This window comes from Acinetobacter sp. CAU_H_S170_2 (assembly GCF_058890445.1).
On the sequence record NZ_JBZYAE010000001.1, the window covers coordinates 3,079,150 to 3,105,093 of the forward strand.

Annotated in this window: 23 protein-coding genes; 10 read left to right on the top strand and 13 right to left on the bottom strand. The window is 42.4% G+C overall.

Going from position 1 to position 25,944, the window contains the following annotated elements; genetic code table 11:
* Nucleotides 1-2: 2 nt before the first annotated feature.
* The 3 genes from fadB (at nucleotide 3) to AC5EUN_RS15115 (ending at nucleotide 4,426) form a co-directional block, all read left to right on the top strand.
* A complete protein-coding gene (gene fadB, locus AC5EUN_RS15105) occupies nucleotides 3-2,156 on the top strand; it encodes a fatty acid oxidation complex subunit alpha FadB (protein WP_159152933.1) in 2,154 nt (717 codons plus the stop codon).
* Between the two features lie 12 nt (nucleotides 2,157-2,168).
* Nucleotides 2,169-3,341: an acetyl-CoA C-acyltransferase FadA gene (gene fadA, locus AC5EUN_RS15110; protein ID WP_159152932.1), complete on the top strand. Its 1,173-nt coding sequence runs from the start codon at nucleotides 2,169-2,171 to the stop codon at nucleotides 3,339-3,341.
* 365 nt (nucleotides 3,342-3,706) lie between these two features.
* Nucleotides 3,707-4,426, top strand: coding sequence for a YidX family protein (locus AC5EUN_RS15115; protein ID WP_178895937.1), 720 nt, complete (start codon nucleotides 3,707-3,709; stop codon nucleotides 4,424-4,426).
* A 143-nt stretch (nucleotides 4,427-4,569) separates the two neighbouring features.
* Here the strand turns inward: AC5EUN_RS15115 and tehB are convergent, their stop codons facing one another.
* Entirely contained in the window at nucleotides 4,570-5,439 is an 870-nt protein-coding gene (tehB, locus tag AC5EUN_RS15120; protein ID WP_159152930.1) for an SAM-dependent methyltransferase TehB, read from the bottom strand.
* A 281-nt stretch (nucleotides 5,440-5,720) separates the two neighbouring features.
* Here tehB and AC5EUN_RS15125 point away from each other — a divergent pair, with 281 nt between their 5' ends.
* Nucleotides 5,721-6,419: a YidX family protein gene (locus AC5EUN_RS15125; RefSeq protein ID WP_159152929.1), complete on the top strand. Its 699-nt coding sequence runs from the start codon at nucleotides 5,721-5,723 to the stop codon at nucleotides 6,417-6,419.
* Nucleotides 6,420-6,476: 57 nt separating this feature from the next.
* On the opposite strand, the gene AC5EUN_RS15130 is transcribed toward AC5EUN_RS15125, so the two are convergent.
* The 3 genes from AC5EUN_RS15130 to AC5EUN_RS15140 all read right to left on the bottom strand — a co-directional run bounded on the left by AC5EUN_RS15130 (nucleotide 6,477) and on the right by AC5EUN_RS15140 (nucleotide 8,274).
* A complete protein-coding gene (locus AC5EUN_RS15130; RefSeq protein ID WP_005400961.1) occupies nucleotides 6,477-6,749 on the bottom strand; it encodes a hypothetical protein in 273 nt (90 codons plus the stop codon).
* Between the two features lie 112 nt (nucleotides 6,750-6,861).
* Entirely contained in the window at nucleotides 6,862-7,611 is a 750-nt protein-coding gene (locus AC5EUN_RS15135) for a hypothetical protein (protein ID WP_159152928.1), read from the bottom strand.
* A 147-nt stretch (nucleotides 7,612-7,758) separates the two neighbouring features.
* Nucleotides 7,759-8,274 carry a hypothetical protein gene (locus AC5EUN_RS15140; RefSeq protein WP_159152927.1) on the bottom strand — a complete coding sequence of 172 codons (516 nt, stop codon included), beginning with the start codon at nucleotides 8,272-8,274 and terminating at the stop codon, nucleotides 7,759-7,761.
* A 235-nt stretch (nucleotides 8,275-8,509) separates the two neighbouring features.
* On the opposite strand from AC5EUN_RS15140, the gene AC5EUN_RS15145 reads away from it, so the two are divergent.
* A complete protein-coding gene (locus AC5EUN_RS15145) occupies nucleotides 8,510-9,199 on the top strand; it encodes a DsbA family oxidoreductase (protein WP_010325744.1) in 690 nt (229 codons plus the stop codon).
* A 98-nt stretch (nucleotides 9,200-9,297) separates the two neighbouring features.
* Here the strand turns inward: AC5EUN_RS15145 and AC5EUN_RS15150 are convergent, their stop codons facing one another.
* On the bottom strand, nucleotides 9,298-9,498 hold the full coding sequence (locus AC5EUN_RS15150; protein WP_004978694.1) for a dodecin family protein: 201 nt from the start codon (nucleotides 9,496-9,498) through the stop codon (nucleotides 9,298-9,300).
* 459 nt (nucleotides 9,499-9,957) lie between these two features.
* Between AC5EUN_RS15150 and AC5EUN_RS15155 the strand changes: the two genes are divergently transcribed.
* The 4 genes from AC5EUN_RS15155 (at nucleotide 9,958) to AC5EUN_RS15170 (ending at nucleotide 13,901) form a co-directional block, all read left to right on the top strand.
* Entirely contained in the window at nucleotides 9,958-10,119 is a 162-nt protein-coding gene (locus AC5EUN_RS15155) for a hypothetical protein (protein ID WP_004692748.1), read from the top strand.
* 275 nt (nucleotides 10,120-10,394) lie between these two features.
* Nucleotides 10,395-10,574 carry a hypothetical protein gene (locus AC5EUN_RS15160; RefSeq protein ID WP_159152926.1) on the top strand — a complete coding sequence of 60 codons (180 nt, stop codon included), beginning with the start codon at nucleotides 10,395-10,397 and terminating at the stop codon, nucleotides 10,572-10,574.
* Nucleotides 10,575-10,584: 10 nt separating this feature from the next.
* Nucleotides 10,585-12,672 carry a hypothetical protein gene (locus tag AC5EUN_RS15165; protein WP_493352411.1) on the top strand — a complete coding sequence of 696 codons (2,088 nt, stop codon included), beginning with the start codon at nucleotides 10,585-10,587 and terminating at the stop codon, nucleotides 12,670-12,672.
* A gap of 77 nt (nucleotides 12,673-12,749) precedes the next feature.
* Nucleotides 12,750-13,901, top strand: coding sequence for a hypothetical protein (locus tag AC5EUN_RS15170; RefSeq protein ID WP_159152924.1), 1,152 nt, complete (start codon nucleotides 12,750-12,752; stop codon nucleotides 13,899-13,901).
* Nucleotides 13,902-14,082: 181 nt separating this feature from the next.
* On the opposite strand, the gene htpG is transcribed toward AC5EUN_RS15170, so the two are convergent.
* The 5 genes from htpG to AC5EUN_RS15195 all read right to left on the bottom strand — a co-directional run bounded on the left by htpG (nucleotide 14,083) and on the right by AC5EUN_RS15195 (nucleotide 19,863).
* On the bottom strand, nucleotides 14,083-16,002 hold the full coding sequence (htpG, locus tag AC5EUN_RS15175; RefSeq protein ID WP_159152923.1) for a molecular chaperone HtpG: 1,920 nt from the start codon (nucleotides 16,000-16,002) through the stop codon (nucleotides 14,083-14,085).
* 98 nt (nucleotides 16,003-16,100) lie between these two features.
* Nucleotides 16,101-16,445, bottom strand: coding sequence for a lysozyme inhibitor LprI family protein (locus AC5EUN_RS15180; RefSeq protein WP_159152922.1), 345 nt, complete (start codon nucleotides 16,443-16,445; stop codon nucleotides 16,101-16,103).
* Nucleotides 16,446-16,606: 161 nt separating this feature from the next.
* Entirely contained in the window at nucleotides 16,607-17,191 is a 585-nt protein-coding gene (locus tag AC5EUN_RS15185; RefSeq protein WP_159152921.1) for an OmpW/AlkL family protein, read from the bottom strand.
* Between the two features lie 315 nt (nucleotides 17,192-17,506).
* Entirely contained in the window at nucleotides 17,507-18,877 is a 1,371-nt protein-coding gene (locus AC5EUN_RS15190; RefSeq protein ID WP_004978663.1) for a Na+/H+ antiporter family protein, read from the bottom strand.
* A 101-nt stretch (nucleotides 18,878-18,978) separates the two neighbouring features.
* Nucleotides 18,979-19,863 (bottom strand): alpha/beta fold hydrolase, encoded by an 885-nt coding sequence (locus AC5EUN_RS15195; RefSeq protein WP_493352412.1) that lies wholly within the window; start codon nucleotides 19,861-19,863, stop codon nucleotides 18,979-18,981.
* A 116-nt stretch (nucleotides 19,864-19,979) separates the two neighbouring features.
* On the opposite strand from AC5EUN_RS15195, the gene AC5EUN_RS15200 reads away from it, so the two are divergent.
* Nucleotides 19,980-20,465, top strand: a complete 486-nt coding sequence (locus AC5EUN_RS15200; protein WP_004978660.1) for a DUF4442 domain-containing protein — start codon at nucleotides 19,980-19,982, stop codon at nucleotides 20,463-20,465.
* Between the two features lie 48 nt (nucleotides 20,466-20,513).
* Here AC5EUN_RS15200 and AC5EUN_RS15205 read toward each other — a convergent pair whose 3' ends face one another.
* The 3 genes from AC5EUN_RS15205 to rpoC form a co-directional block, all read right to left on the bottom strand.
* On the bottom strand, nucleotides 20,514-20,870 hold the full coding sequence (locus AC5EUN_RS15205) for a DNA transfer protein p32 (protein ID WP_058868762.1): 357 nt from the start codon (nucleotides 20,868-20,870) through the stop codon (nucleotides 20,514-20,516).
* 148 nt (nucleotides 20,871-21,018) lie between these two features.
* A complete protein-coding gene (locus AC5EUN_RS15210; protein WP_058868761.1) occupies nucleotides 21,019-21,558 on the bottom strand; it encodes a hypothetical protein in 540 nt (179 codons plus the stop codon).
* Between the two features lie 168 nt (nucleotides 21,559-21,726).
* Complete coding sequence (rpoC, locus tag AC5EUN_RS15215) at nucleotides 21,727-25,926, bottom strand: DNA-directed RNA polymerase subunit beta' (RefSeq protein WP_493352413.1); 4,200 nt, start codon at nucleotides 25,924-25,926, stop codon at nucleotides 21,727-21,729.
* Nucleotides 25,927-25,944: the final 18 nt, after the last annotated feature.

A 25,944-nucleotide genomic window follows, 5' to 3' on the forward strand; every position in this document is an offset into this window, starting at 1 on the left:
GCATGATCCACGCTGGCAATGCCATTACCGTCCAAATGCTTTCGGACGGAATTGCAGAATTCCGCTTTGACTTACAAGGTGAGTCGGTCAACAAATTTAACCGTGCAACGATTGAAGATTTTAAAGCTGCAATTGACGCTGTTAAAGCAAACGGTGACATCAAAGGCTTAATCGTTACTTCGGCTAAATCTACATTTATCGTTGGCGCAGATATTACTGAATTTGGTGCAAACTTCGCTCAAGGCGAACAAGCGATTGTGGATTGGGCATTGCCTGTTCACGACATCTTCAACGCGTTTGAAGATTTAGAGATTCCTAAAGTTGCAGCGATCAATGGTATGGCATTGGGCGGTGGCTTTGAAATGTGTCTCGTGTGTGACTATCGTGTGATGTCAGACGCGGCTCAAGTCGGTCTTCCTGAAATCAAACTGGGCATCTTCCCTGGTTTCGGTGGTACGGTTCGTTTAAGCCGTGTGATCGGTATCGACAATGCAGTTGAATGGATGGCCATGGCTAATCCTAAAAAACCAGCTGCTGCACTGAAAGACGGTGCGGTTGATGCAGTTGTTGCTGCAGACAAACTACAAGACGCTGCGATTGACTTGGTTAAACAAGCACTTGCTGGCCGTGTAGACTGGAAAGCAAAACGTCAGGAAAAACTTGACCCAGTTAAATTGAACCCAATCGAACAAATGATGGCGTTCAACTCGGCGAAAGGTGCAGTTCTTGCAAAAGCAAATCCTGCTCAATACCCTGCGCCTAAACTTCTTCTTGACTCATTACAAGCAGGTGCAAGCCTTCCACGTAATGAAGCACTTCAAGCTGAAGCGGCTGGTTTTGCAAAAGCAGCAATTACACCACAAGCAAATGCATTAATTGGTCTATTCATCAATGACCAAGTGGTGAAGAAAACTTCGAAGAAATATGAAAAAGGTGCACACCCTGTCAACCAAGCGGCTGTATTAGGCGCGGGTATCATGGGTGGCGGTATTGCTTACCAAGCGGCAAGCAAAGGCACACCAATCATCATGAAAGACATTGGTAACCCTCAACTTGCTTTGGGTATGAAAGAAGCCAATGGCTTACTGACCAAACAAGTTGAACGTAAGAAGATGAAACCTGCTCAAATGGGTGAAACTCTTGCGCGCATCCGTCCAACTTTAAGCTATGACGAGTTTAAAGAAGTGGACATCGTGATTGAAGCGGTGACTGAAAATCCAAAAGTAAAAGGCATTGTACTTGCTGAAACTGAGAAGAACGTTCGTGACAACACGATCATTGCTTCAAATACTTCAACCATTTCAATCACACGTTTGGCTGAAAACCTACAACGTCCTGAAAACTTTGTCGGTATGCACTTCTTTAACCCAGTACACATGATGCCATTGGTAGAAGTGATCCGTGGTGAGAAGACTTCGGCTGAAGCGATTGCGACCACTGTAGTTCTTGCTCAGAAAATGGGTAAAACACCAATCGTTGTAAACGACTGCCCAGGTTTCCTTGTCAACCGCGTATTGTTCCCTTACTTCGGTGCATTTGACCTGCTATTGAAAGACGGTGCTGACTTCCAACAAGTCGACAAAGTGATGGAAAAATTCGGTTGGCCTATGGGTCCTGCTTACCTAATCGACGTTGTTGGTATCGACACGGGCGTTCACGGTGCAGAAGTCATGGCGGAAGGTTTCCCTGACCGTATGAAGCCAGATTTCAAAGGCGCGACTTTAACCATGTACGAAAACAAACGTTTGGGGCAAAAGAACGACGTTGGTTTCTACAAATACGAACTTGACCGTAAAGGCAAAAAAGCCAAAGTGGTTGATCCAACTGCGTATGAGCTTGTTGCTACTGTGGCAACTGCGGAAAAACGTGAGTTTGATGCTCAAGAAATCATTGACCGTATGATGCTTGCTTTCTGTAACGAAACTGTTCGTTGCCTAGAAGACAACATCGTCGCGACTGCTTCTGAAGCAGACATGGCGATGATTATGGGTGTAGGTTTCCCTCCATTCCGTGGTGGTCCATGCCGTTACATCGACCAAACTGGTGTTGCTGAATACGTTGCACTTTGCGACAAATACGCACACTTAGGTAAGGCTTATGAAGCGCCACAAATGTTGCGTGACATGGCTGCTAACAACAAAAAATTCTACGGTTAAGGAGCAACGTGAATGGCTACTTTAAATCCACGTGACGTTGTCATCGTTGATGGCGTACGTTCAGCAATGGGTAAAACCAAAAACGGTATGTTCCGCAATGTACGTGCTGACAGCTTATCGGCTGAATTGGTTCGTGCTTTAGTTGCTCGTAACCAGTTTGACACCAATGAAGTTGAAGACCTGATCTGGGGCTGTGTAAACCAGACTCTAGAGCAAGGGATGAACATTGGCCGTAACATTGGTTTATTGGCTGACCTTCCAAAAACTGTGGCAGGCCAAACAGTTAACCGTCTTTGTGGTTCTTCTATGCAAGCGCTTCACACGGCCGCTGCACAGATTGCAACCAACCAAGGTGATATCTTCATCATCGGTGGTGTAGAGCACATGGGTCACGTCGGGATGATGCACGGCATCGACCTGAACCCAGAAGCGTCTAAGCACTATGCAAAAGCATCGAACATGATGGGCTTAACGGCTGAAATGTTAGGTCGTATGAACGGCATTACGCGTGAAGAACAAGATGCGTTCGGTGTTGAATCTCACCGCCGCGCTTGGGCTGCAACGCAAGAAGGTCGTTTCAAAAACGAAATCGTAGGTGTTGAAGGTCATGATGCCAATGGCTTCAAAATCCTTTGCGATATCGACGAAGTGATTCGTCCAGATGCAAACCTTGAAGCATTCAAAGGTTTACGTCCTGTATTTGACCCGAAAGGCGGTACAGTAACAGCTGCGACTTCTTCAGCTTTGTCTGATGGTGCATCTGCAATGCTACTGATGTCTGCTGAACGTGCTCAAGCTTTAGGTCTTAAGCCACGTGCTGTGATTCGCTCTATGGCGGTTGCAGGCTGTGATGCTGCGATCATGGGTTATGGTCCTGTACCTGCAACTCAAAAAGCACTTAAACGTGCTGGCTTAAGCATGGCAGATATCCAAACCATCGAGTTAAATGAAGCATTTGCTGCTCAAGGCTTATCAGTAATGAAAGGCTTAGGCGTATATGACAAGCAAGACATCATTAACTTAAATGGTGGTGCGATTGCATTGGGTCACCCATTGGGTTGTTCTGGTGCACGTATCACAACCACATTATTGAATGTGATGGAACAACAAGATACGCAAATTGGTCTTGCGACGATGTGTATCGGTTTGGGCCAAGGTATCGCGACAATTATCGAACGTGTTTAATATTTAGTTAAATACTGAGATAAAAGAAACCCCGCTTATTGCGGGGTTTCTTTATTAAGCAAAGAGTAAATACTATTTACTTAAACTTAAAGCGGTTAACTAAAATAAACTAACAGATAGAAAGTTCAAGTTTCAAAACTGAATCATAAGTTGAATAAACATCTTATTTACTATTTTACAAAGCCAAAACATTCATTAAACCTCTTACTCCTATTCGACCTTTTCTCATAAAATTTGATCTTTATACAGTCTTAGGACCATTCCTAACGAAGCGTATCAATTCAATAATGGGGACTAAAACCCTAGAGTTTCAGAAGTTTTTGCTTTATGGTATGACCTAAAATATAACAGTCTTTTACATAACAATGAAAATTAAACCATTTTATTCCCTTTTGACGATCGGCTACCTATGTACATCACTTTTCCTCACAGGTTGCATTGCTAATAAAGAAATTGGGCATCATTCCCGTAGCTTATTTCAAAAATACGAGGCTAAATACGGATGGGTAACCTTACTTGAAGACGATGTGATTGCATTTGGAAAATTGTCTAAAGCACTTCCGAACGAGCCAACTGATAGCATTGTAGTTGCAGGAAATAAATACAGTTACCTCATCAATAAAGGCGGTGCTGATTTTATTCAACTCATTAGCCAACTCAATCCGCAATATATCCGTATCAATCGTGAACTTGATTTCTATTCTTCTGGGCTCAACAGCAATAAATTTAGCGGTACTTTTAAATTTTCTTATGTACCACCCAATGGAACATTAAGTCCAGAAGAACGTTCATTATTCAAAAAATATGGTGTTGCGCCATGTGATTGCTCTAAGGCAGAGCAGCAAGATCATCTATTTAGTTTAGAAATTTCAGGTACGGTTTACCCCAAAATTGAGAATGCCACGGATCTAAAGCCATTAAGTCATCCTTATAAAGTACGTATCATGTATTACGACAATCAAAGTGGCTATATTAAAATGTCTCGTCGTGAAAAACTATCTGCAATACCGCTATTGCCTTTAACAATCGCCATCGACATTATTCAATTGCCTCTGAAAGCTTTAGACATTACTTATCAACCTTAATTACTCACATCATCACATTAAATAGACTGTCTTTTTCTGAATATAAGAACAGTCCATCTAACTTAAGGAAGTGACCGAAGACTTTCGAGTATTTAATTAATGAGTTGAATACAAAACCTATTCAACTCAAACCATTAAAAAGCTCATACTTCAATTTTCTGCGCTAACAACGTCGCAAAATGCTGTTTAATCCGTTTTCCCTCTGCATCCACCCGATGTAACTCACCGACATTTTCATTGTATTTCACAATGTTCCAGCCATCGTATAGCGCACTTAGCTCTCCTGCTTTAAAGGCAAAAGGAAAGTCAGGCTGTGCAGGAATATCATCGGTATCCATCGCACACACGATCAAGTTAAACCCGTTCACTTTGGTAGCTTGCTGCATCTGCGCAATCAATGGTTTCACCGTTGGCGCTTGCAAGAACATCATCACCACCGTACAGCAAATAAAGTCGTATGTACCTGTAATGCTTGGGTCAGCATTTAAATCACGCTGTTGCAGATGAATCTTTTGAATACCTTCGGCATCTATTATTTGCTGTAATTTTTGCAAACTTTGCGGATTCACATCCCAAGCATCCACCTCAAAGCCCTGCCGATTTAAATACAGACTGTTACGCCCTTGTCCACAGCCGACATCCAAAGCCTGACCACCGTGTAAATACGGCGTAGCCGCCAAAATTTCTGAGTGGGTAGGTGAAAGCTGATATTTCTTATAAAAATAATCTTGCGGAGTGCAGTAAAACTGTAGTTGACACTCTATGTCATCACTCGCCGAAACAATCTTGTGCCATGCTTGAGGCTGAATAAATGGTGGCTGTTGCTCAGCTGTAAACAGATGTTCAGATTGCACTTGACCTGCCTCATCTAGAAAAGCAAAACTCAGCTCTCCTTGATAAATCTTTAGCTTTGCCCACGTACCCGCTTTGGTATTGTGTTGATTTTTAAACCCTTGCGGAATGGACTGCGCAGTCCACACAGGAAGTTTTTTATAACAAATCAAGTCTTGCATCAGCCTAGTCTCCACCTTGTTATGACGTATTCGCCAGTCCATCGTTTTTATCAAGCGCCTGCATGATCATAGCCAGTTCAGGCCCAAATTAACATTCATTCAGTATCTAAAACCAGTAGATGGATAAGAAATAAAATCTGTTGCCACGGCATTGAGCAACTCATCGAACTTTCATGACTTTAAACTTTTGAGCTTTGACGACTTTTTGAACATTTTAATGATAGGCTTAAAGACAATAAAAATTCAGCTTAACTATATTTCAAATGAGTCGGAGTCTATCGATGTTTGCATCACCTTTAAAAACCATCATTTGCTTAGGCGTCATGGCAACATTATTCACAGGCTGTGCCACCAAAACCCTGATGACCAAAGACAATAAAACCTATACCCGTACCAACAAAGTGACCTTGATTGAAGACCAAGTGGTGGCTTTTGGCAAACCCGCTCAGCCTCTGCCAAATGTACCTGCGCATAGTTTAGTGATTGCAGGCCAACAAAAAAGTTATGTATTGACCCAAGGTGGGCCTCAATTTGTCAGCTTGATTGGGAAACTGGACCCGAAAAATATTCAAGTGACCCGAGAACTAAGTTTCTATTCAGAAGAGAATGATGGTCATTTCACAGGGACACTACCACTGTCTTATGTGAAACTCAAAGAAGACATCAGTAAGAAAGATCTGGAGTTTTTTATTGAAAATGGCGCGAAGGAATGTTCAAGTTCCAGTGATGAACGCATGTTTGCACAACGTTTCTGTTTCGAGATCAAACTGGCAGGTGTGGTTTACCCTGCGGCGAACAATTTAGCGTCCTTAAAAGCCTTGAGTAAACCTTATCAGGTGAGCATTTATACCCATCAAGAGGAAAGTTATAAATCGAAGTCGGGCATGAATCCTTTTGAAAAATTAGTGTTACTGCCTTTTGCCGTCGCAATTGATGTGGTCAGTCTACCCTTCCAAGCGGCCGATAAAATTTTTGATTAATTCAATACAAGCACAGCGCCTAGAACGAATCAGGCGCTGTGCTGTTTTGTAAAGGATTTAAATTAAGAGCTCGCCCATCAACCAAGCCATATACTTTTCTTTGTCCATAAAGTCAGGCGCACTGCCCGTATCTAGACTGAAGTACTGTTGGTTAAACTGAATCACGATTTGTTCGGTGTGGTGCCAGTCTTCGATCATTTTGAAATATTGGTTGAAGAAAAATCGATTCTTCCCCCAGTTGCTTAAACGTTCTAATTTTGGATAGTTTTTATTTTCTACAAACTCACTATACACATGCTGAATATCATCAAAAACGTGTATGGTTCTCATGACTCACCTGCCTGCACTGAAAAGTCGTCATCGTTGTGATGCTTTTACTCTAGCAGCCAATTTTGAACAACAGATGACAGTCCGCTTACACAACTGTCATCTTTGCACGGTGTTATAACTTCTGTTCCACCTCTTTTTGGGTCTGTTTTTCGACCTGCTGCATTTGGCTATTCAATGCCAAAATCTCTTTATACAGCGCATTAAACTGCTGTAGTGGGGCATCTTCATAAAACATAAAGGTGTTATTTTTCTTTTCCCATTGGTTATTTTTCAGCACCAAGAAAATTTGATCCGCTTTGGCTAAATTCTGTTGTTCAAGACTAAACAGGCGGGTAGCTTCATGGCTTTTTTCACTGGCTTTCATACTGTCGGTCAGTTGATGGCGGAACCGCGAAGATATTGCTAAATCTTTGGCCTGAGCGATGGCCTCTTTTTGACGTTGTTCAACCTGCTGTGCATAGCTCTCGACAACAGTATGTACGTCTTTCAGCATTTGCTCCGTTTCAGCATAATTGTTCTTTTTGTCTTTGCTTAATCGGTCAATATTTAAAAATTGATCCCAATTTAAGGCTTTTAAATCTCGCAGATATTGATTACGCGCTTCGGCATTTTGCAGCATATGACTAAGCACAAACTCCGCCATAATTTGATAGTCACCTGTCAGACGTGGGTCTTTCACATCGACTTGAATCGGTGTGGTCCAATCTTGAGCTTGTTTGTAAATTTGTTCGGTCTTTTCATACAGCACCGTTTCATAGCGTTGTAGCTGCTGCTGCTCTTTTTGTTGTTGAGAATACTGATAAAACATCCAACCAAAAACGGCACTGGTCGCAAGAACTAAAATCAACACGATACGTCGCATGTTCAGCTTCCTCTTCATTTCTTTTCATCATAGCAAATAAAGGCACATGATCAATATTTCAACATGTTATCGATATTTTAAGACCCTAAGGCCGTACCTTCTCCAAGTGGATGAGGAATGTACTGGTGATAAACGAATAAGGACGTGTTACTTCGCTGGAGCTGTTCTCGGTTGTTGACTATTCTGTTGAATCCCTTGCATAAAATTCCGATCAATCTGCCCAATCGAAATTTGTTCACGGGCAATTTGTACATTGGTCGCATTACGGTCAATGCCAAACGGCTGCAACATGATATACAAACCTTCAGTTGGATTAGACGACTGTAAACCAGCGGCGATGTTTAAGACATGTTCACGTAACAAAGGCGGCACAGAATTTAGATCTGCGGTGACCGCAGGTGGCAAAATATCGATATTTTGAGTGATAGTCGGATCGACCACAAAAGACTGTGCATCATCCTGTAACTGAACGATACGGTGCTGCAAGGCTTTACGAATGTTTTCATCCTGTTGATAAGGAATCACGCCCGTTTCAGCACGTAGCTCTGATTCCGCCATGGTTTTAAAAGTCGGTAGACTCACGATCTCACCATTGGCTTGCAGCAAAGTCGGCATAATAAGAAGAACACAATAAAAAACTGGAAGAGAATTTAAAAATTTCATAAAACAATCCCAAACGCTAAGAGATATAAAAAGGCGTGTTCAAACTGAGCGCCTTAACCCTATTGTATATTTTTCGATCTTTGTGTTGCGTAGTTGTCAGATAAGCGGTCAAGCCCAGAGGGTTCAACTGATTGAATCCATAGCGAAACAGCTTTTTTTAATGGACCTGCTTTAAATTTTATAACTCATCCCCATCATTTCCTTAATTGCTCTTTTTACTATTTTGAGAAATCCCATGCGTGTAGATATTTGGTCAGATGTTGTTTGTCCTTTTTGTTATATTGGCAAAAAACGTTTAGAAGCGGCGGCTGAACAAGCTGGTGTGGAATTGGAAGTGCATTGGCACAGTTTTGAACTGGATCCAGATGCACCAGTACGCCAAGAAATTTCGAACTCAGAACGTCTCGCACTAAAATATGGTCGCACAGTGGCTGAAGTTGAAGAGATGCAACGTAATATTGCCAAAATGGCTGCGGAAGAAGGCATTGAATTTAACTGGGAAAATGCCAACTCAGGCAACAGTTTCAATGCACACCGTGTTATCCACCTTGCTCAAAGCCACGGTTTAGGCAATGAAGCCGAAGAAGCCTTTTTCTTTAGCTATATGACGCAAGGCTTACCGATTGGTGAACGTGAAACCATTGAAGATGTGGCCTCTCGTATTGGCTTAAACCCAGTTGAAGTAGATGATGTGCTGGATTCTGACGAATATGCAGATTTCGTGAAGTTTGACCAAGAAGTAGCGCGTGAACAACTGAAAGTAACAGGTGTGCCGTTCTTTGTTTTCGATCAACGTGTGGCTTTAGCGGGTGCGCAGCCGCGTGAAGTCTTTTTACAAGTCATTGAAAAAGCACAAATGCCAGCAGAAGAAAATAATGCGGCACAGTGTTCAGATGAGTCTTGTGAAACACCAAAACAATCATAAGGATACTGGATTCAGAGCTTAACTGAGCCCTATCCATAGATAAGAAAATCCCCGATCTGCGGGGATTTTTTATAGGTTATAAAAAAATGGACTTGTGTTTAATCGACCAAGAAACTAATTTTAAGATTGACCCGATATTCTACAATTTGGTTGTCCTTAATCACCACTTTTTGTTCATTGATCCAAGCACCTTGAACATTCTTCACCGTCTCGGTGACTTTTGCGATCCCTGTCTGAATCGCATCTTCAAAACTTTTCGCACTGCTTGAATTGACTTCTACCACTTTTGCAATGGCCATCTGTTTGTCCTCAGCTATTGTTGTTTTTGCCTGTTCATCTTAGGTGAATTTTTAATCAAAAATAGATAACTTAAACATTCCACAGCAAAAACTTACACAGTGTGCACAATCAAAAGACTTCAAAATGGTGAATATTTAAACAACTAATCATTTAACTCTACGTCCTTTTTCAGGTCTCATTTCAGACAAAAAGTCCTACTTTCAAGCTTCATTTCAAACTTGAAAAATCTAAATTTTCACTTTAAATTCAAATAGCTTAGCACTGGAGTAAAAACTCTATACCAAACTAGAGTATTTATTCTAATCTATTGTTTTTTAACAATAAATGAACTCATCATTCATCTTTTAATGGCCTAAACCAGCGCTTAAATCGATCATTTTTTGATATTATTCATGCGAAATTTATCTTTTTAAAACTCCCAGTCTCCTAAGTGAGACCTCTTTTTTAGAGGAAAAATCATGAACGCTGTTAAATATGCTTTGGCTGTCGCTGTAATGGCTCTTTCTGCAACTGTTTCTGCACAAGTTGTTTTTGTTCCAGATTTTCCTGTAAAAAAACCAGCAGACACTCAAACGGCAACGGCTGATGCTCCTGCGGCTGCACCACATCAAGAAGCGTAATTTGCGCTGACTTGGTCAAAAATAGGCAATGTTGATTGCCTATTTTTTTGCCCAAAATTGCAAAGAACTGACAAAAAATTTCAGCTATGAACCCTCTAGGGCAAAAATATTTAATTCAATCTGTGCTGAAATCGAAATTATCTACATTTTTCACTACCCTTTTCTCGTATCACGTGCAGAATAATTTTTGCCTATTTATTCTTTTCTAATTATGATCAAACAAGAAGACCCAATTCCAAAACCAATAAATTAAATGCACTCAATAGCACATACCTATGCAAAATTTACAAGCCCTCATTCAAGGCCGCATTCCCCCCCAAGCCATTGACCTTGATCAATTGATAGCTTTTGCACAACAATATACGCAGCCGACTTCAGCCGAATATAAATTACTTGAACTGGCCATCAATATGGTTTTGGCAAGCTACTTGGAACAAGCACAAAAACAACTTTAGAGTTCAGCGTATGAAAGCAATCGAAAAAGCACTGCTGATCAAAGAACTACATCAATTGATTGATGGTTTGGAGCATCAACCTCTGTCTTTTTTTGAAATTGCGCGCTCGAAAAAACGCATCCGTGAAATTTTTGCACTCTGTGATGAACCCATTTTTCAAAAACAACTCGAAGCGTATAAGGCGCTGACTCAGCCTCAAGCTGCAGCTGAACGCTGGATAAAGCAAAGCCCCTACCAGCATGCCTACATTGGACTGTTTCAATATGAATCTTCTTTAACCGATGCCTTAAAACAGCAGGCGGCTTTCGCATGGGGTTTTTTATATAAATCAGGTTTAGGTTGGCAAATTGTTTTTCAAAACACCCCAGCTACAGTGCATAGCAGCCCATGGCACATAAAGTTTGAGCATGCTTACCAATGGTTTTTGAGCCATGCACAAAGTGCTCAACAACCCGAGAACGTACCTTTTATTACGACACCAGAAATATCCGAAGAAGTTGCAGAAGTTGCAGAAGTTGCAGAAGTTGCAGAAGTTGCAGAAGTTGCAGAAGTTGCAGAAGTTGCAGAAGTTGCAGAAGTTGCAGAAGTTGCAGAAGTTGCAGAAGTTGCAGAAGTTGCAGAAGTTGCAGAAGTTGCACGAGACCAGTTTATCGTCCCTGTTGCAATAACATTCGAGGAAAAAACTGACATAGGGCAGGCACAGGACAATGTGGTTACTGACGCTTTTGTTTTCACGGGTATTGAGCTTTTAAGCATTGCTACAAATGATGATACATTGGCTGAACGAACCCAAGAGTCTGAGTCAGACTTCCCCGAAGTCAGCCCAGATTCTGGTCTGGTTTTATCTAAGGCTGAAGCAATGCTTTATTTCAATACGGAAATTCAACCTCCATTTAACAGCAACCCAAATGCAACTCAAATTGAAGAATCCGAACTCAGGTCTTTTAACCAAAACACTGTAGAAGATATCGTCTCAATCAATACTATTGAGCTAAGTATCAAACAAGATAAGGAACCTGAAAATCAGGTCGATATCGTACAAACAGATTTAGATCTTCAATCTGAGGTATTAGCAGAAAATCATTTGATTCTCAGCAATCTGTCACTTTTAAGTGATGGGCTATGTCCGCCTCAGGAAGAATTTATCATTGAGACCGCTGCAGCCATTCGATTTGACCTTAAGCCAAGTGCATCTATTTCAACGCTCACCATTCAGGACTTTATCCAAAGGCGATCGATCTTGGCTGAACCACCAGATACAGACATTTCATCTGTATCTCATCAGCATAATCTACTTGAAAGCGAAGTGGCAACACCACACCCTGTTGTGCAGGATAGCCATACAGACAATTCAAAAACAACAGCCCCTGCTGCGCAACTCATACTGCCCACACAGATCAATCTGGGGCAATATCAAGCGCAATTGCGCACGCTGCATCAACCAAACTTAGATCCTAAGCTGTATGGTATCGACATTTCAGGGCACATCGAGATCAGTCAAAATATCGATTTTCTGATCCACAGCGACCAACTCGATCACTGCTTGGATTATCCCATCTATTTGGCAGAACAGACCCATCAGCACGGAGGGTTTATTAAGTATTTGGCTCTATTCGGTGCTGACAGTCCCACGGAAGCCATTCGCCTGAGCCAACAATTTGCCCAGAGTTGTCAACATCAAGTCGCAGCCATCCGTGAAATTGAATGGGATCAGCTACAGACTCACATACATGATGTGTTTTCGATTTTTCAGCTGTATACCCAACAGGCCAAACTGGTATGGCATATTGAAGGCTATCATCCATTTATTCTGGCCGATCTCCTCAATAGCCGTAAATTTATTCATTTTGAAGAAAGCCCCGCGGACGTAAATACACCCATTTTAGTGTTAAAAGAACGACAAAAAATTCGAGTAATTCATGGTCAAAAGCGGGTTGAACTCTCACGTACTGAGATCGCGTATCCGTGCTTAGTCTTAGACCGACAGCACGGCATCAGTTGGCAACTGATTCAAAATACGATTTCTACTTTGCCTGAACCTATCACTGTGTTTCAATTATTTGATTCTATTCAAAAACAACTGGGCAGCGAGTTGTAGAGTTTTGTATTTTCTACTTGTGTTCTTATGTGAAATTTACAACACTAAAACATCGAAGAACAATAAAGTACGAAAGCATGCTAAGAACTCAACATGTGGGATCCATCTCTTTATTTTTCTGCCTAAGTTTAGGTACATACGTCAACGTGGCTTGGGCGGAAAGCAATACCAACAGCACACAACATTTTGTGCCACCTCACGACGTGGCTGAAATTGACAAAATCGCATCGCCCCCCAAAGGTAGTGGACTTTTATATCAAATTCCACAGTGGATTGACTCACTTCCAACCGTTCTACCTGAAGAATCGGACGAGCTGATTGTGCCCACGACAGACCTCACTGAAGAACGCACGTGGGTCGACCGCCAGCAAAAAGAAGTTCGAAACTGGGCAGATCGAACCGCCATGAAAATGGACAACTGGTTTGGTGAAACCGATCCTAAAAAACCGGCCACAGCCACCTTACGGGTCTTGGTCGATAACCGTTGGAATAAACATGATGAATACGATGTAAAACCGCGGATTCGGGGCCGGGTTAAGCTTCCAACCTTAGAACATAAACTCAGTGTGGTGTTTGGTGATGACTCTTTAGATAACGAGCTGCAAAACAATGTTGCAATTAGCAATGAAAATCCACCCAGTGTGAATAACGATAAATCATTTGACCGTCGTCAAACCCGTGATGCCAATAGCTCACTGGCCTTAAGATGGTCACAACTGTCAGATCGCCTGCCATTTGAAACAGATTTCGACTTGGGGGTACGTTCAGGAGATGATATCTATGCACGTATCGAGTTATCGAAAGAATGGAAACTCGACAATGATTTCCGCGCTTATGCTGAACAGATTTATCGTTATGGTATCGACAGTGAAAATTATTTACGTACCAACCTAGAGCTGACTCATGCACGACTCAATCAACCATTTTTATCCAATCAGTTCAGTCTGACCTATGCAGACGATCAGGATGATGATCTGCTCTGGGATAACTATAGTTTTAGACAACACCAATTCTTTCATGGCAATCGTTTTAACTACGGCATTTATACCGGCGGTTTCTACAACAACGACGACCTGCGTTTGAACCGTTGGGGACCTTTTGTCTCGTGGCGTCAACCGTTCTTAAGGGAGTGGTTTTATATCCAAGGTGACTTAAATTATTTTAACGATCACCGTGAAGACCGCAGCCATTACGTCAGTGCTTTGGTGCGTTTTGAAGCTTTATTTTAATGGCATGGTGAATCTTTAGGCTGAACTGTGGATAAGTTCTCACTTATCCACGAATATCCACATCAGCTTCTTTTCCGCCAATTTAATCGATGCGTTCAACAGATATTAAGGTGCTTGATCCAACTCATTGACATAAAAAAAGCCTATCTTAACGATAGGCTTTCTTTAAACATATAATGGTTTATTGAAGCAATAAGCTGTTAATCCGTTTGATATATTCGGCAGGATCATCAGGTAAGCCGCCTTCAGCAATCACCGCTTGGTCAAAAATTACATTAGCCAAGTCATCAAACTGTGCCGAATTTTCTAATTTTCTCACCAATGGATGCTCTGGGTTAATTTCCAAAATTGGCTTGCTTTCAGGTACGGCCTGACCCGCTTGTTGCAGCATACGAATCAGTTGTGGAGAAAGCTCTCCCTCACCTGTCACCAAGCATGCAGGTGAATCCACCAAACGTGTGGTCACACGCACTTCTTTGGTCTTGGCTTTCAATGAGTCAGATAGTTTTTCAACCACAGGTTTAAACTGCTTTGCAGCTGCCTCAAGTGCCTTCTTCTCTTCGGCATCTTGTAAATCACCTAAATCGACTGCACCTTTCGCCACGTTTTGCATTGGTGTGCCATCAAACTCATGCACAAATTCCATTGCCCATTCATCGACACGGTCTGCCATGAGTAAGACTTCAATGCCTTTTTTCTTAAACAGCTCAAGTTGTGGCGAGTTCTTCGCAGCATTGAGACTGTCTGCAGTCACATAGTAAATCGCTTTTTGCCCCTCAGGCATACGCGCTTTATAGTCCTGCAAAGAAGTGCTCACCGCATCATTGTTTGAAGTTGAGAAGCGTAAAAGTTTTAAAATACGCTCACGGTTACCCAAGTCTTCGCCCAAACCTTCTTTCAATACTGAACCAAATTCACGGTAGAAGGTTTTGAACTTCTCTTGATCTTTTTTATCTTCCGATTTGGCTAAAGCATCCAGCATGGTCAATACACGGCGTGCATTCCCTTCACGAATGGTTTTCACATCACGGCTTTCTTGTAACAACTCGCGACTAACGTTCAATGGTAAATCGGCACTGTCGACCACCCCTTGAACAAAGCGTAAATAGTTTGGAATCAAGTTATCCGCGTCATCCATAATGAAGACCCGTTTTACATAGAGCTTAATCCCCGCTTTGGCTTCACGGGTAAAGATATTCGCTGCAGCTTTGCTCGGTACATACAACAGCTGTGTATATTCGGTACTGCCTTCGACGCGGTTATGCGCCCATGCCAGTGGCGCTTCAAAATCATGGCTGAGATTCTTATAAAACTCGACGTACTGCTCTTCAGTCACTTCATTTTTATTACGTGTCCACAGGGCGCTGGCTGAGTTAATCGCTTCCCACTCACCCGTTTTCACATACTGACCCGGTTTTGGTTCTTCACCTTCGACCGCTTCTTCTTGCTGCCAAACCTCTTTTTGCATCTCAATCGGCAGGCTAATGTGATCCGAGTATTTATTGATAATTTGCTTCACTTTATGCGACTGTAAATAATCCAACGCATCTTCACGCAAATGTAAAATAATATCGGTACCACGGCTGTCTTTGTGGATCTGTTCGACTTCGAACTCACCTGTGCCCGCACTGGTCCAACGTACCGCCTGATCGGCATGCACACCTGCACGGCGTGATTCTACGGCAATTTTGTCAGCCACAATAAAACCTGAGTAGAAACCGACACCAAACTGACCAATCAGTTGTGCATCTGATTTCTGGTCACCGGTGAGCTTAGACATAAAGTCCTTGGTTCCAGACTTAGCAATCGTACCTAAGTGGTCAATCGCTTCTTGTTCAGTTAAACCAATCCCATTATCTGAAATGGTCAGTGTTTGATTGGCTTCATCAAAGCTGACGCGCACATGTAAGTCCGGGTCATTTTCATAATATTCAGGATGATTAATGCCTTCAAAACGCAATTTATCGCAGGCATCGGATGCATTTGAGATCAATTCACGTAGGAAAATGTCAGGATTTGAATACAGTGAATGCGTCACTAAATGTAATAGCTGAGCCACTTCAGCTTGGAAACTATGTTTATGTACGTTTTGCTCGCTCATCAATCGCTCCTTAATGTATTAAGTCTTATAGAGAATGCTTAATGAATTGGAGTGAGCGATACGTTTTTCAATAGCAATCGCAAGTTTTTTTGCTTTTTTTAAAATGGGCCCTGACGGTAAATACGATCTAGCTGTAGTTCTAACTGCTGCTGGCGCATTTTATACACATCCATGAGGCAACGTTGTGAAGCACCACAGCGGTCACGGAGACTCAACCACTTCACTTGCTCATCCTGAATCAAGCCACGTGTCCCCATCGGAACAAGACGTTTTAAGATGGTATAGGTGGTGGTCATTTTCACATCGGCGTCATTGATTTGGCGATGTTCACAGATTGCGTGCTCTGTCGTGGTTTTCGCTTTCTCACAATTAAAACTGGCCGCTTGAGCATGCATGCTCCACGCCAAACCACAGACTAAACCAATTCCGAGCATAGATTTCATTTTTATCACTCTCTTATTCTGTTTCTATCCATTCTATAGACGATTTTCTTTTAATACTGAATCATCGTGATTTATTTCAACGTTGACCACTATTCAACTTTAGTCTTTGCATAAAAAAAACCCCATCATTGATGAGGTTCTTAAAAAGCTACTTTTGATTATTAAAATTTGTAGCTATAACCGAGTGTATAAATCACTGGATCGATATCTAATTTAAACTTCGTTGTACCATTTACATTTACTTCTGGATTTAAGTCTGCATAACGGACATCTGCAAACACGCCCCAGTTTTTCGCATCGGCAGGTTGGAAGTTAAAACCAAGTTGAGCAGCATAACCAAAATCTTCTTTTACGCTCTTCACACCCTCCTCATCCCATGCAATAAAAGCTGTTGCACCGACACCAATATAAGGCGTGAAACCTGTTGAGTTTTTAAAGTTATATTTTGCAGTTAATGTTGGCGGTAAATGTTTAATTTTTACTGCTTCTGCACCATTAATGAGTATATCGTGGCTAATTGGCGTTGCTAGCAGTAACTCTGCAGAAATATTGTCATTAAAGAAATATTCAACCGATGGCGTAAACGCGAGTTCGCTATCTGCTTCAACCGTTAATGTACCATTCGCAATTTTCGTGTCCTGCGTTGGCGCAATTGCAGATCCACCGACTTTGATTTGCCATTGACCTGCCATTGCAGCAGATGCAGAAAGACCCATTAATGTAATTAGAGCAATTTGCTTCAACATTTCAAACAACCTCTGTTTGTAAAATAATTAATATAAAAATTAACATTAACTCATCATAAACAAGAGTGTAATTAATATGCAATTATAATAATAATGTATTTTAAATACTATTTTTAAGTAATTGTTTTTAATTGACTTAAATATTAAATATACTGTTTTTGTTGGTTTTAAATTAATAACGAAGAATCAAAATAAATATATTTTAATTCCAACCTTTTTAATCCGAATTAACATTATAAACCCGATTATTTTAATCTGAATAAATAATAAAAAAGGCGATTTAAAATCGCCTTTTTATAATCATTGGATTTTTAATTACAACACCATGGCCGCAATCCAACCGAAAATCATGAGTGGAATATTAAAGTGAATAAAGGTCGGGATCACACTGTCTTTCATGTGATCATGCTGACCATCCATATTCAAACCCGAAGTCGGTCCCAAAGTGGAGTCAGAAGCCGGAGAACCCGCATCACCGAGTGCCGCAGCCGTACCAATAATCGCAATGGTTGCCGCTGGACTGAAACCAAACTGGATACACAACGGCACATAAATAATTGCTAAAATTGGAATGGTAGAGAACGAAGAACCGATTCCTAAAGTAATCAGTAAGCCAATCAATAGCATCCAAAATGCAGCGAGTCCTTGGCTAGAACCAATCCACTGCACTGATGCTTCTACCAATGCTGGCACTTGATTGGTCGCAGAAATAACAGATGCAAAACCTTGTGCTGCAATCATAATGAAACCAACTAATGCCATCATTCGCATACCGCTAATAATCACATCATCTGCTTCTTTCCATTTAAAAATTCCCGCACAGCTCAAAATCGCAACACCAACCAGACCAGCTAAAATCATAGAATCTGATGCAATTTGTACCCAAAGCGTAGCAACTACCGCAATGAGAGCCATAGATAACGTAAACTTTGAAATTTCGGGCTTAGACTTCTCACCCGTGATATCAAGTTCAGAAGAAATACTTTGCTGCACTGGTTCCACATGTACTTCTTCGTATACACGTTTCTTACGGTAACTAAAGAATACAGCAACCAATAAACCAACAAACATGCCAAAAACAGGAATGGCCATTGCTGAAGGGATATCGGCATAATTGATTTTAAAGCCGTAGGGTTGCCCGAAAGTATTAATATTTTGACCTAAGATGTCATTCAGGAAAATCGCACCAAATCCAAATGGTACCAACATATAAGTGGCAACCAAACCAAAGGTTAGAACACAAGCAATTAGTCGACGGTCTAACTGAAGATGGTTAAACACACTTAATAAAGGAGGAATCAGGACTGGAATAAACGCAATATGCACAGGAATGACGTTTTGTGAACAAATGGCTGCTAACGCGACGGTTATAAAAATCAGATATTTAACCCGATTTTGTGCCTTTTCATTGCTCGAACCTTTCAATGTTTTAATAAGCTTATAGGCCAACAAGTCAGGTAAACCTGAGCGTGCCAAAGCCAAAGCAAATGCACCTAAGACCCCGTAAGCCAACGCAATTTTTGCGCCGCCCCCAAGTCCATTGTTAAATGCTTCGAGGGTACCGTGTAGCCCTAAACCAGCCAATAAACCACCTGTGACAGCACCAATAATTAATGCAAATACTACAGGCACACGAGCTAATGAAAGTCCAAACATGACCCCAATAGCGGCAAGAATTGCGAACATAGTGAAAAGAGTGACTTGGAAGAAAGGCGCATTTTATCAGAAAATAACCAAAAAATTCTGCCCTGACAGGTCGCCTGCGCCTTTCTCTTTTACAGATCATTTCAACTGGCTTCAACACAACGCCAGTTTTGAACAAATTTTTTGATTTCTTTAGCAATTATCTCAGGCTGGCTCAAGATTGCCCAGTGGTTGGCATTTACATTCACCCGTTGAAAATCCTCGACCCACTTCGGCATTTCATCGATCAAGGCTGGGCTCACGAATTGATCTTGCTCCAACACAATCGCCTGTACGGGGCAAATTGCAAAGCGTTCCCGAGGTTTGGTCAGACGTGGAATAAAGTTAGCTCGGTAGAGTGCAACCCCGTGTTTACCATCGGCAGCAATGTGATGATTCAGCGGTAAGTCTGAGCGTCCTTCTAAACGCGATAAAACTTTGCCCCAATGATCGGGACTAAAAAACTGCCATACGGTTGGTGCTAAAAAAGGCAACTGAAAGGCCGCAATGTACCAAGACTTCGTTAACTGCTTAAAAAATTGAGACTTGTGTTGTGTGAACTGTTCACGCATCCAAAATGCGGCATGGTCTAAGCATGGGCCTGAAATGGTGGTAAATGACAGCATACGCTCTCTAAATTTTGGCTCAGTCGCGGACTCCCATGACTGAATCGAACCCCAGTCATGCGCAACCAGATGAAAGCTACGCTGTGGGATCACACTATTCACCACACTTTCCAAATCTAGCGATAGCTGAGGCAAGGCATAGGCCCGTGTACGACGCGGCACACTCGACATCCCTGCACCGCGAACGTCATAGGTCACAATATAATAATCTTGCACCAAATGCCCAATCACAGGCTCCCAGACCTCTTGATTATCTGGATAGCCATGCACCAAGACCAGCACAGGATTGTTCGCATTGCCCCATGTTTTCACATAGAGTCTTTGCTGATCTGTAGTTTGTACCCAGTAACTTTGCTGCTCCATATTCAGCTCCTTATTGTTATTGACTGTTTTTTATACTTTAGTGGCAAAACGATCAATGCCAATTGATTTGATCTTCTCTAGTATGGATAGAAGTTCATCAGATACCATTGACCGAAATGAGCATTTTAAAAAAACTTGTGACACAGCCGATTGTCGCGAAATACTTTCTCAATCATTTTGCCCCCTTTAAAGGTGCAGGGATTCAAATTGAAAAATTTGACCTTAAACACTACCACATTCGCGTCAAAATGCCCCTCACTCGACAAAATCGAAATATTGTCGGCGTACATTTTGGCGGGAGTTTATATGCAATGGTCGACCCTTTTTATATGACCCTGCTGATGCACCACTTAGGCAATAAATATATTGTTTGGGACAAAGCAGCCTCTATCCAATTTCTCAGCCCAGGTCGCAGTACAGTCTATGCAGACTTTCATCTTGATGCCCAAGAAATCGCGACCGTGAAACAACTGGCCGACAACTATGCCCCCGTACATCGTATTTATACCTTAAATATTTATGATGAAGCTGGCATTCGAATTGCAGAAGTGGAAAAGACTTTATATATCCGTCGTAAAAAACCTAAACCGGCACAGCTATAAAAAAAGCACTTCCATGAAGTGCTTTTTTGAAAATCTGAACTTAAAACATTATTTACGTTCTTCAATTGCAGCGCCTGCGCCACCGCCGATGGCACCACCAATGGCAGCGCCGGTATTACCACCAAACACGCTTTTACCCACTGCTGAACCAATCGCACCGCCAACACCACTGTAGGTTGCATTACGGTTTGATCCACCTTGAGCTTTACTGCCCACAGCCGCACCAGCACCACCACCAACGGCTGCACCTACACCGCCACCGAGGCTATTCCCCGCAGCACCACCTACTGCACCGCCTAAAGCCGCTGTCCCAATACGTTGCTCAGAAGCGCTCATATTTTCACAACCTGCCAACAGCATCGTCGAAAGAGATGCCACTGCAATAATGCTCATATATTTTTTCATGAGATTTGTCCTTATTGGCTATTTCTTACAGCATAAAAGATCAGTATGAACTTAAAACCCGTGAAATGTTACGGTTACAGGTGCTATTGCTGAAAATTTGTAAGCAAGAAGCCCTCCTTAGAGGGCCTCATCCGCATTCAACTCAAGATTATTCAGGCTCTTTCACCACAACCACATCTTTGGTGGTGGTGCCATTTTCTTGGAGCACCGCACGCGTCACACTTTCTTGACTGTTCGGGTCTTTCACTTGATCCAGTTTCAGCTCCTTACGTACAGGTTCCTGCCCTTTCTTAAACTCAACCCCTTGTGCATCAACTTGCTTACCTTCTGCAAGGACAACACCACCTTGACTCAAGGTCGATTTCACTTCAACTTTGGATGTCGGAACAATCACGCTACCTTTTTGCACAATTGGTGCAGACATTTTTTTATCTGAAAATTGGCTGGCATTTTCTTCGAGAACCACTTCACGCGCCACAATATCTTTACCACCATTTTTCACTTCAAAAATAGTCGCTTCGGTCGTCCGCACTGGGTCTTGACCCGCGACACTGCGAATAATCTGTGTTTTGACAATCGGTACAACCGCCTTATCCTCCACGGTGATGGTATTCGGCATCGGCGCTGCCATCGTTTGGCTCACAAATGCGAAGATGCTTAAGCCCAATAGTTTTGATGTCAATTTCATGTCGAACCACCTCTATTTTTTAATCGTTAATGAAGTAAGGAGATTTGTGTACTTATATTTTTAATATAGGAAAAATGTGAAATTTATAAAAGCTTAAATCAGCTTCTGTAACAAAAGGACAAAAAAAAGCCACCCGAAGGTGGCTTTTTCACGCGTTTAAAGGGCTAATTATAGACCGTTAAACTCATCGCTAAATGCTTGGCTTAATGCTTGATCCACATCAGAGAAGTCATTTACAAGCTCATGCTCTGCAGCTTCAGCTTCTTGACGACGACGCTCTAAGTGATACGCAAGACCAGTACCTGCAGGAATCAAACGACCTACAACTACGTTCTCTTTCAAGCCACGTAAATCATCTTCTTTACCTGTTACAGCCGCTTCAGTTAACACACGTGTAGTTTCCTGGAACGATGCAGCAGAGATGAACGAGTCAGTAGACAACGATGCTTTGGTAATACCCATCAATTGACGTTCAAACTTCGCAGGGAACTTGTTTTGCGCAAGAACAGCTTGGTTCTCTTGCATCACGCGGATGTAATCCACTTGCTCGCCTTTGATGAAGCTTGTATCACCGCCATCAGTGATATCAACTTTACGCAACATTTGACGTACGATCACTTCAATGTGCTTGTCGTTGATTTTTACACCTTGCAGACGGTATACGTCTTGAACTTCGTTCACGATGTAGTTGGTCAGCGCAACTTCGCCTTTCAAGCGTAGGATGTCATGTGGGTTTTGTGGACCATCAGAAACAGTCTCACCACGGTTCACATGTTCGCCTTCGAACACGTTCATGGTACGCCATTTTGGAATCAGTTCTTCGTAAATCTCAGAACCATCATCTGGAGTAATCACTAAACGGTTCTTACCTTTAGTCTCTTTACCAAAGCTTACAACACCTGAAATTTCAGCAAGAATCGCATGCTCTTTCGGTTTACGTGCTTCGAACAAGTCAGCTACACGCGGTAGACCACCGGTAATGTCACGCGTACGTGAAGTTTCTTGTGGTACACGACCAATAACGTCACCCACACCAATTGTTTCGCCATCACGGACAGAAAGAATCGTGTTTTGTGGTAGGAAGTAGAACTGCTCACCACCATCAGTCGTATCAAGAACAACCGCAGGACGTAAATCTTTACCAGACGCAGGACGTGCAGTCACAGGTAAGATTTCAATCGTCGTCATACCCGTTGTATCATCAGTTTTAGAGGTAACAGTTACGCCATCAGCGATTTGGCTGAAACGTACTTTACCTGCAACTTCTGTTACAAGCGGGTGTGTGTGCGGATCCCAAGTCGCCACAATACCGCCAGCTTCTACAGCTTCGCCATCTTTCAACAAGATAGACGCACCGTATGGCAGTTTATAACGCTCACGCTCACGACCTAAATCATCCGCAATACCGATTTCGCCTGAACGAGAAGTCGATACCAAGTGTCCTTTGGCATGTTGTACTGTTTTCACATTGTGGAAACGTACAGTACCTTTGTTACGTACTTGTACGCTGTTTGCAGCAGACGTTCGGCTTGCAGCACCACCTACGTGGAAGGTACGCATTGTTAACTGTGTACCCGGCTCACCAATCGATTGTGCAGCCATAACCCCCACAGACTCACCAGGGTTCACCTGATGACCACGTGCAAGGTCACGACCATAACATTTCGCACATACGCCGAATGTAGATTCACACGCAACCACTGAACGTACTTTAACTTCATCGACACCTTGCTCTTCTAGGAAGTTTGCAAGTTTCTCATCAATCAAAGTGTTACGTGGCAGGATAATGTCATCAGAACCTGCTTTCTTCACATCTTCAGCAACAACACGGCCCAGTACTCGAGTACCTAAGTTCTCGATCACGTCACCGCCTTGAATGAACGGAGTCATTACAAGACCGCCCAAAGTACCACAGTCAGGCTCAGTAATAACCAAGTCTTGCGCTACGTCTACAAGACGACGTGTCAAGTAACCAGAGTTCGCTGTTTTCAGTGCTGTATCGGCCAAACCTTTACGTGCACCGTGTGTTGAAATGAAGTACTGAAGTACTGTCAAACCTTCACGGAAGTTCGCTTTAATTGGGGTTTCAATGATCGAACCATCTGGTTTCGCCATCAAACCACGCATACCCGCTAACTGACGAATCTGAGCTGCCGAACCACGGGCACCTGAGTCAGACATCATATAGATCGAGTTGAATGATTTTTGCTTCTCATCTTCACCCTGTTTGTTTTTAACAGTGGTAAAAGACAAGTTGTCCATCATCGCTTTCGCTACTTGGTCGTTCGTACGTGCCCAAATATCGACAACTTTGTTGTAACGTTCGCCCGCAGTTACGAAACCTTGTTCGAACTGTTGCTCAATTTCACGAACTTCAACTTCCGCTTTTTCAATAATTGAGTACTTCGCAGGTGGAATCACCATGTCTTCCATACCTACCGATACGCCTGAACGTGTCGCTTGACGGAAACCTAAGTACATCAATTGGTCCGCAAAGATCACTGTATCTTTAAGACCCAATTTACGGTAGCAAGAGTTAATCAATTTAGAGATGTTTTTCTTGGTCATCTCAACGTTGATTTGTTGGAAATCCATACCTTCTGGCACAACTTCCCAAAGTAAGCAGCGACCTGGTGTGGTATCCACAACAATTGTTTGTTGTTCACGGTTACCATTTTCATCAATCACAGTCTGGTGTACACGTGCTTTTACGCGAGCGTGTAAATTTACCTGACCTGTTGCAAGTGCACGGTTAACTTCGTGAGTATCTGCAAACACCATGCCTTCACCTTTGGCATTGATCGCATCACGAGTAATGTAATACAAGCCTAAGACAACGTCCTGAGACGGTACGATGATTGGCTCACCGTTCGCTGGAGACAAGATGTTGTTGGTCGACATCATTAACGCACGCGCTTCTAACTGCGCTTCAAGCGTTAATGGTACGTGTACCGCCATTTGGTCACCGTCGAAGTCGGCGTTAAACGCAGCACAAACGAGTGGGTGAAGACGGATCGCTTTACCTTCAATCAGGATCGGTTCAAATGCTTGAAGACCCAAACGGTGAAGTGTAGGCGCACGGTTCAACATCACTGGGTGTTGACGAATCACGTGAGCAAGAACGTCCCAAACTTCTGGAGTTTCGCGCTCAACCATTTTCTTCGCAGCTTTAATGGTTGTTGCTTGGCCAGATGCTTGTAGTTTCGCGAAAATGAATGGCTTGAATAATTCAAGTGCCATTTTCTTCGGAAGACCACATTGGTGCAGACGTAAAGTAGGACCTACAGTAATTACCGAACGACCCGAATAGTCAACACGCTTACCAAGTAAGTTTTGACGGAAACGACCTTGCTTACCTTTGATCATGTCAGCCAAAGATTTCAATGGACGCTTGTTCGAACCCGTGATTGCACGACCACGACGACCGTTGTCTAACAATGCATCTACAGACTCTTGTAACATACGTTTTTCGTTACGTACGATAATGTCTGGCGCTGCAAGGTCAAGAAGACGCTTTAAACGGTTGTTACGGTTGATCACACGACGGTAAAGGTCGTTCAAATCAGAAGTCGCGAAACGACCACCTTCAAGTGGTACTAACGGACGAAGATCTGGTGGAAGTACTGGAAGTACATTCATCACCATCCATTCTGGCTTGTTGTTCGACTCTTTAAACGCTTCCATCAACTTCAAACGCTTAGACGCTTTTTTAAGCTTCGTCTCAGACGTTGTGTTTGGAATTTCTTCACGTAAACGTGAAATTTCGTTTTCAAGATCGATGTCTTTTAACAAGTCTTGAACAGCTTCTGCACCCATTTTCGCAGTGAATTCATCACCGTGTTCTTCTAAAGCGTTGAAGTATTCTTCATCATTAAGAAGTTGGTATTTCTCAAATGGAGTCATACCTGGGTCAGTTACTACGTAAGATTCGAAATACAATACGCGTTCGATATCACGTAAAGTCATGTCTAATAATAGACCGATACGGCTCGGAAGTGATTTTAAGAACCAAATATGTGCAACTGGAGACGCCAGCTCGATGTGACCCATACGCTCACGACGAACTTTCGCAGTTGTTACTTCAACGCCACATTTTTCACAAATGACGCCTTTGTATTTCATACGCTTGTATTTACCACACAAGCATTCGTAATCTTTGACTGGACCAAAAATTTTGGCACAGAATAAACCATCACGTTCTGGTTTGAACGTACGATAGTTAATGGTTTCAGGCTTTTTAACTTCACCATGAGACCATGACTTAATCATTTCTGGTGACGCAAGACCAATACGGATGCGATCAAACTCAACTGGAGCATGACCGTCTGAATCCGTCTTTTTGCGCATGATATCGAGCAAGTCTTTCAATTTTTTTCTCCGTGTGTT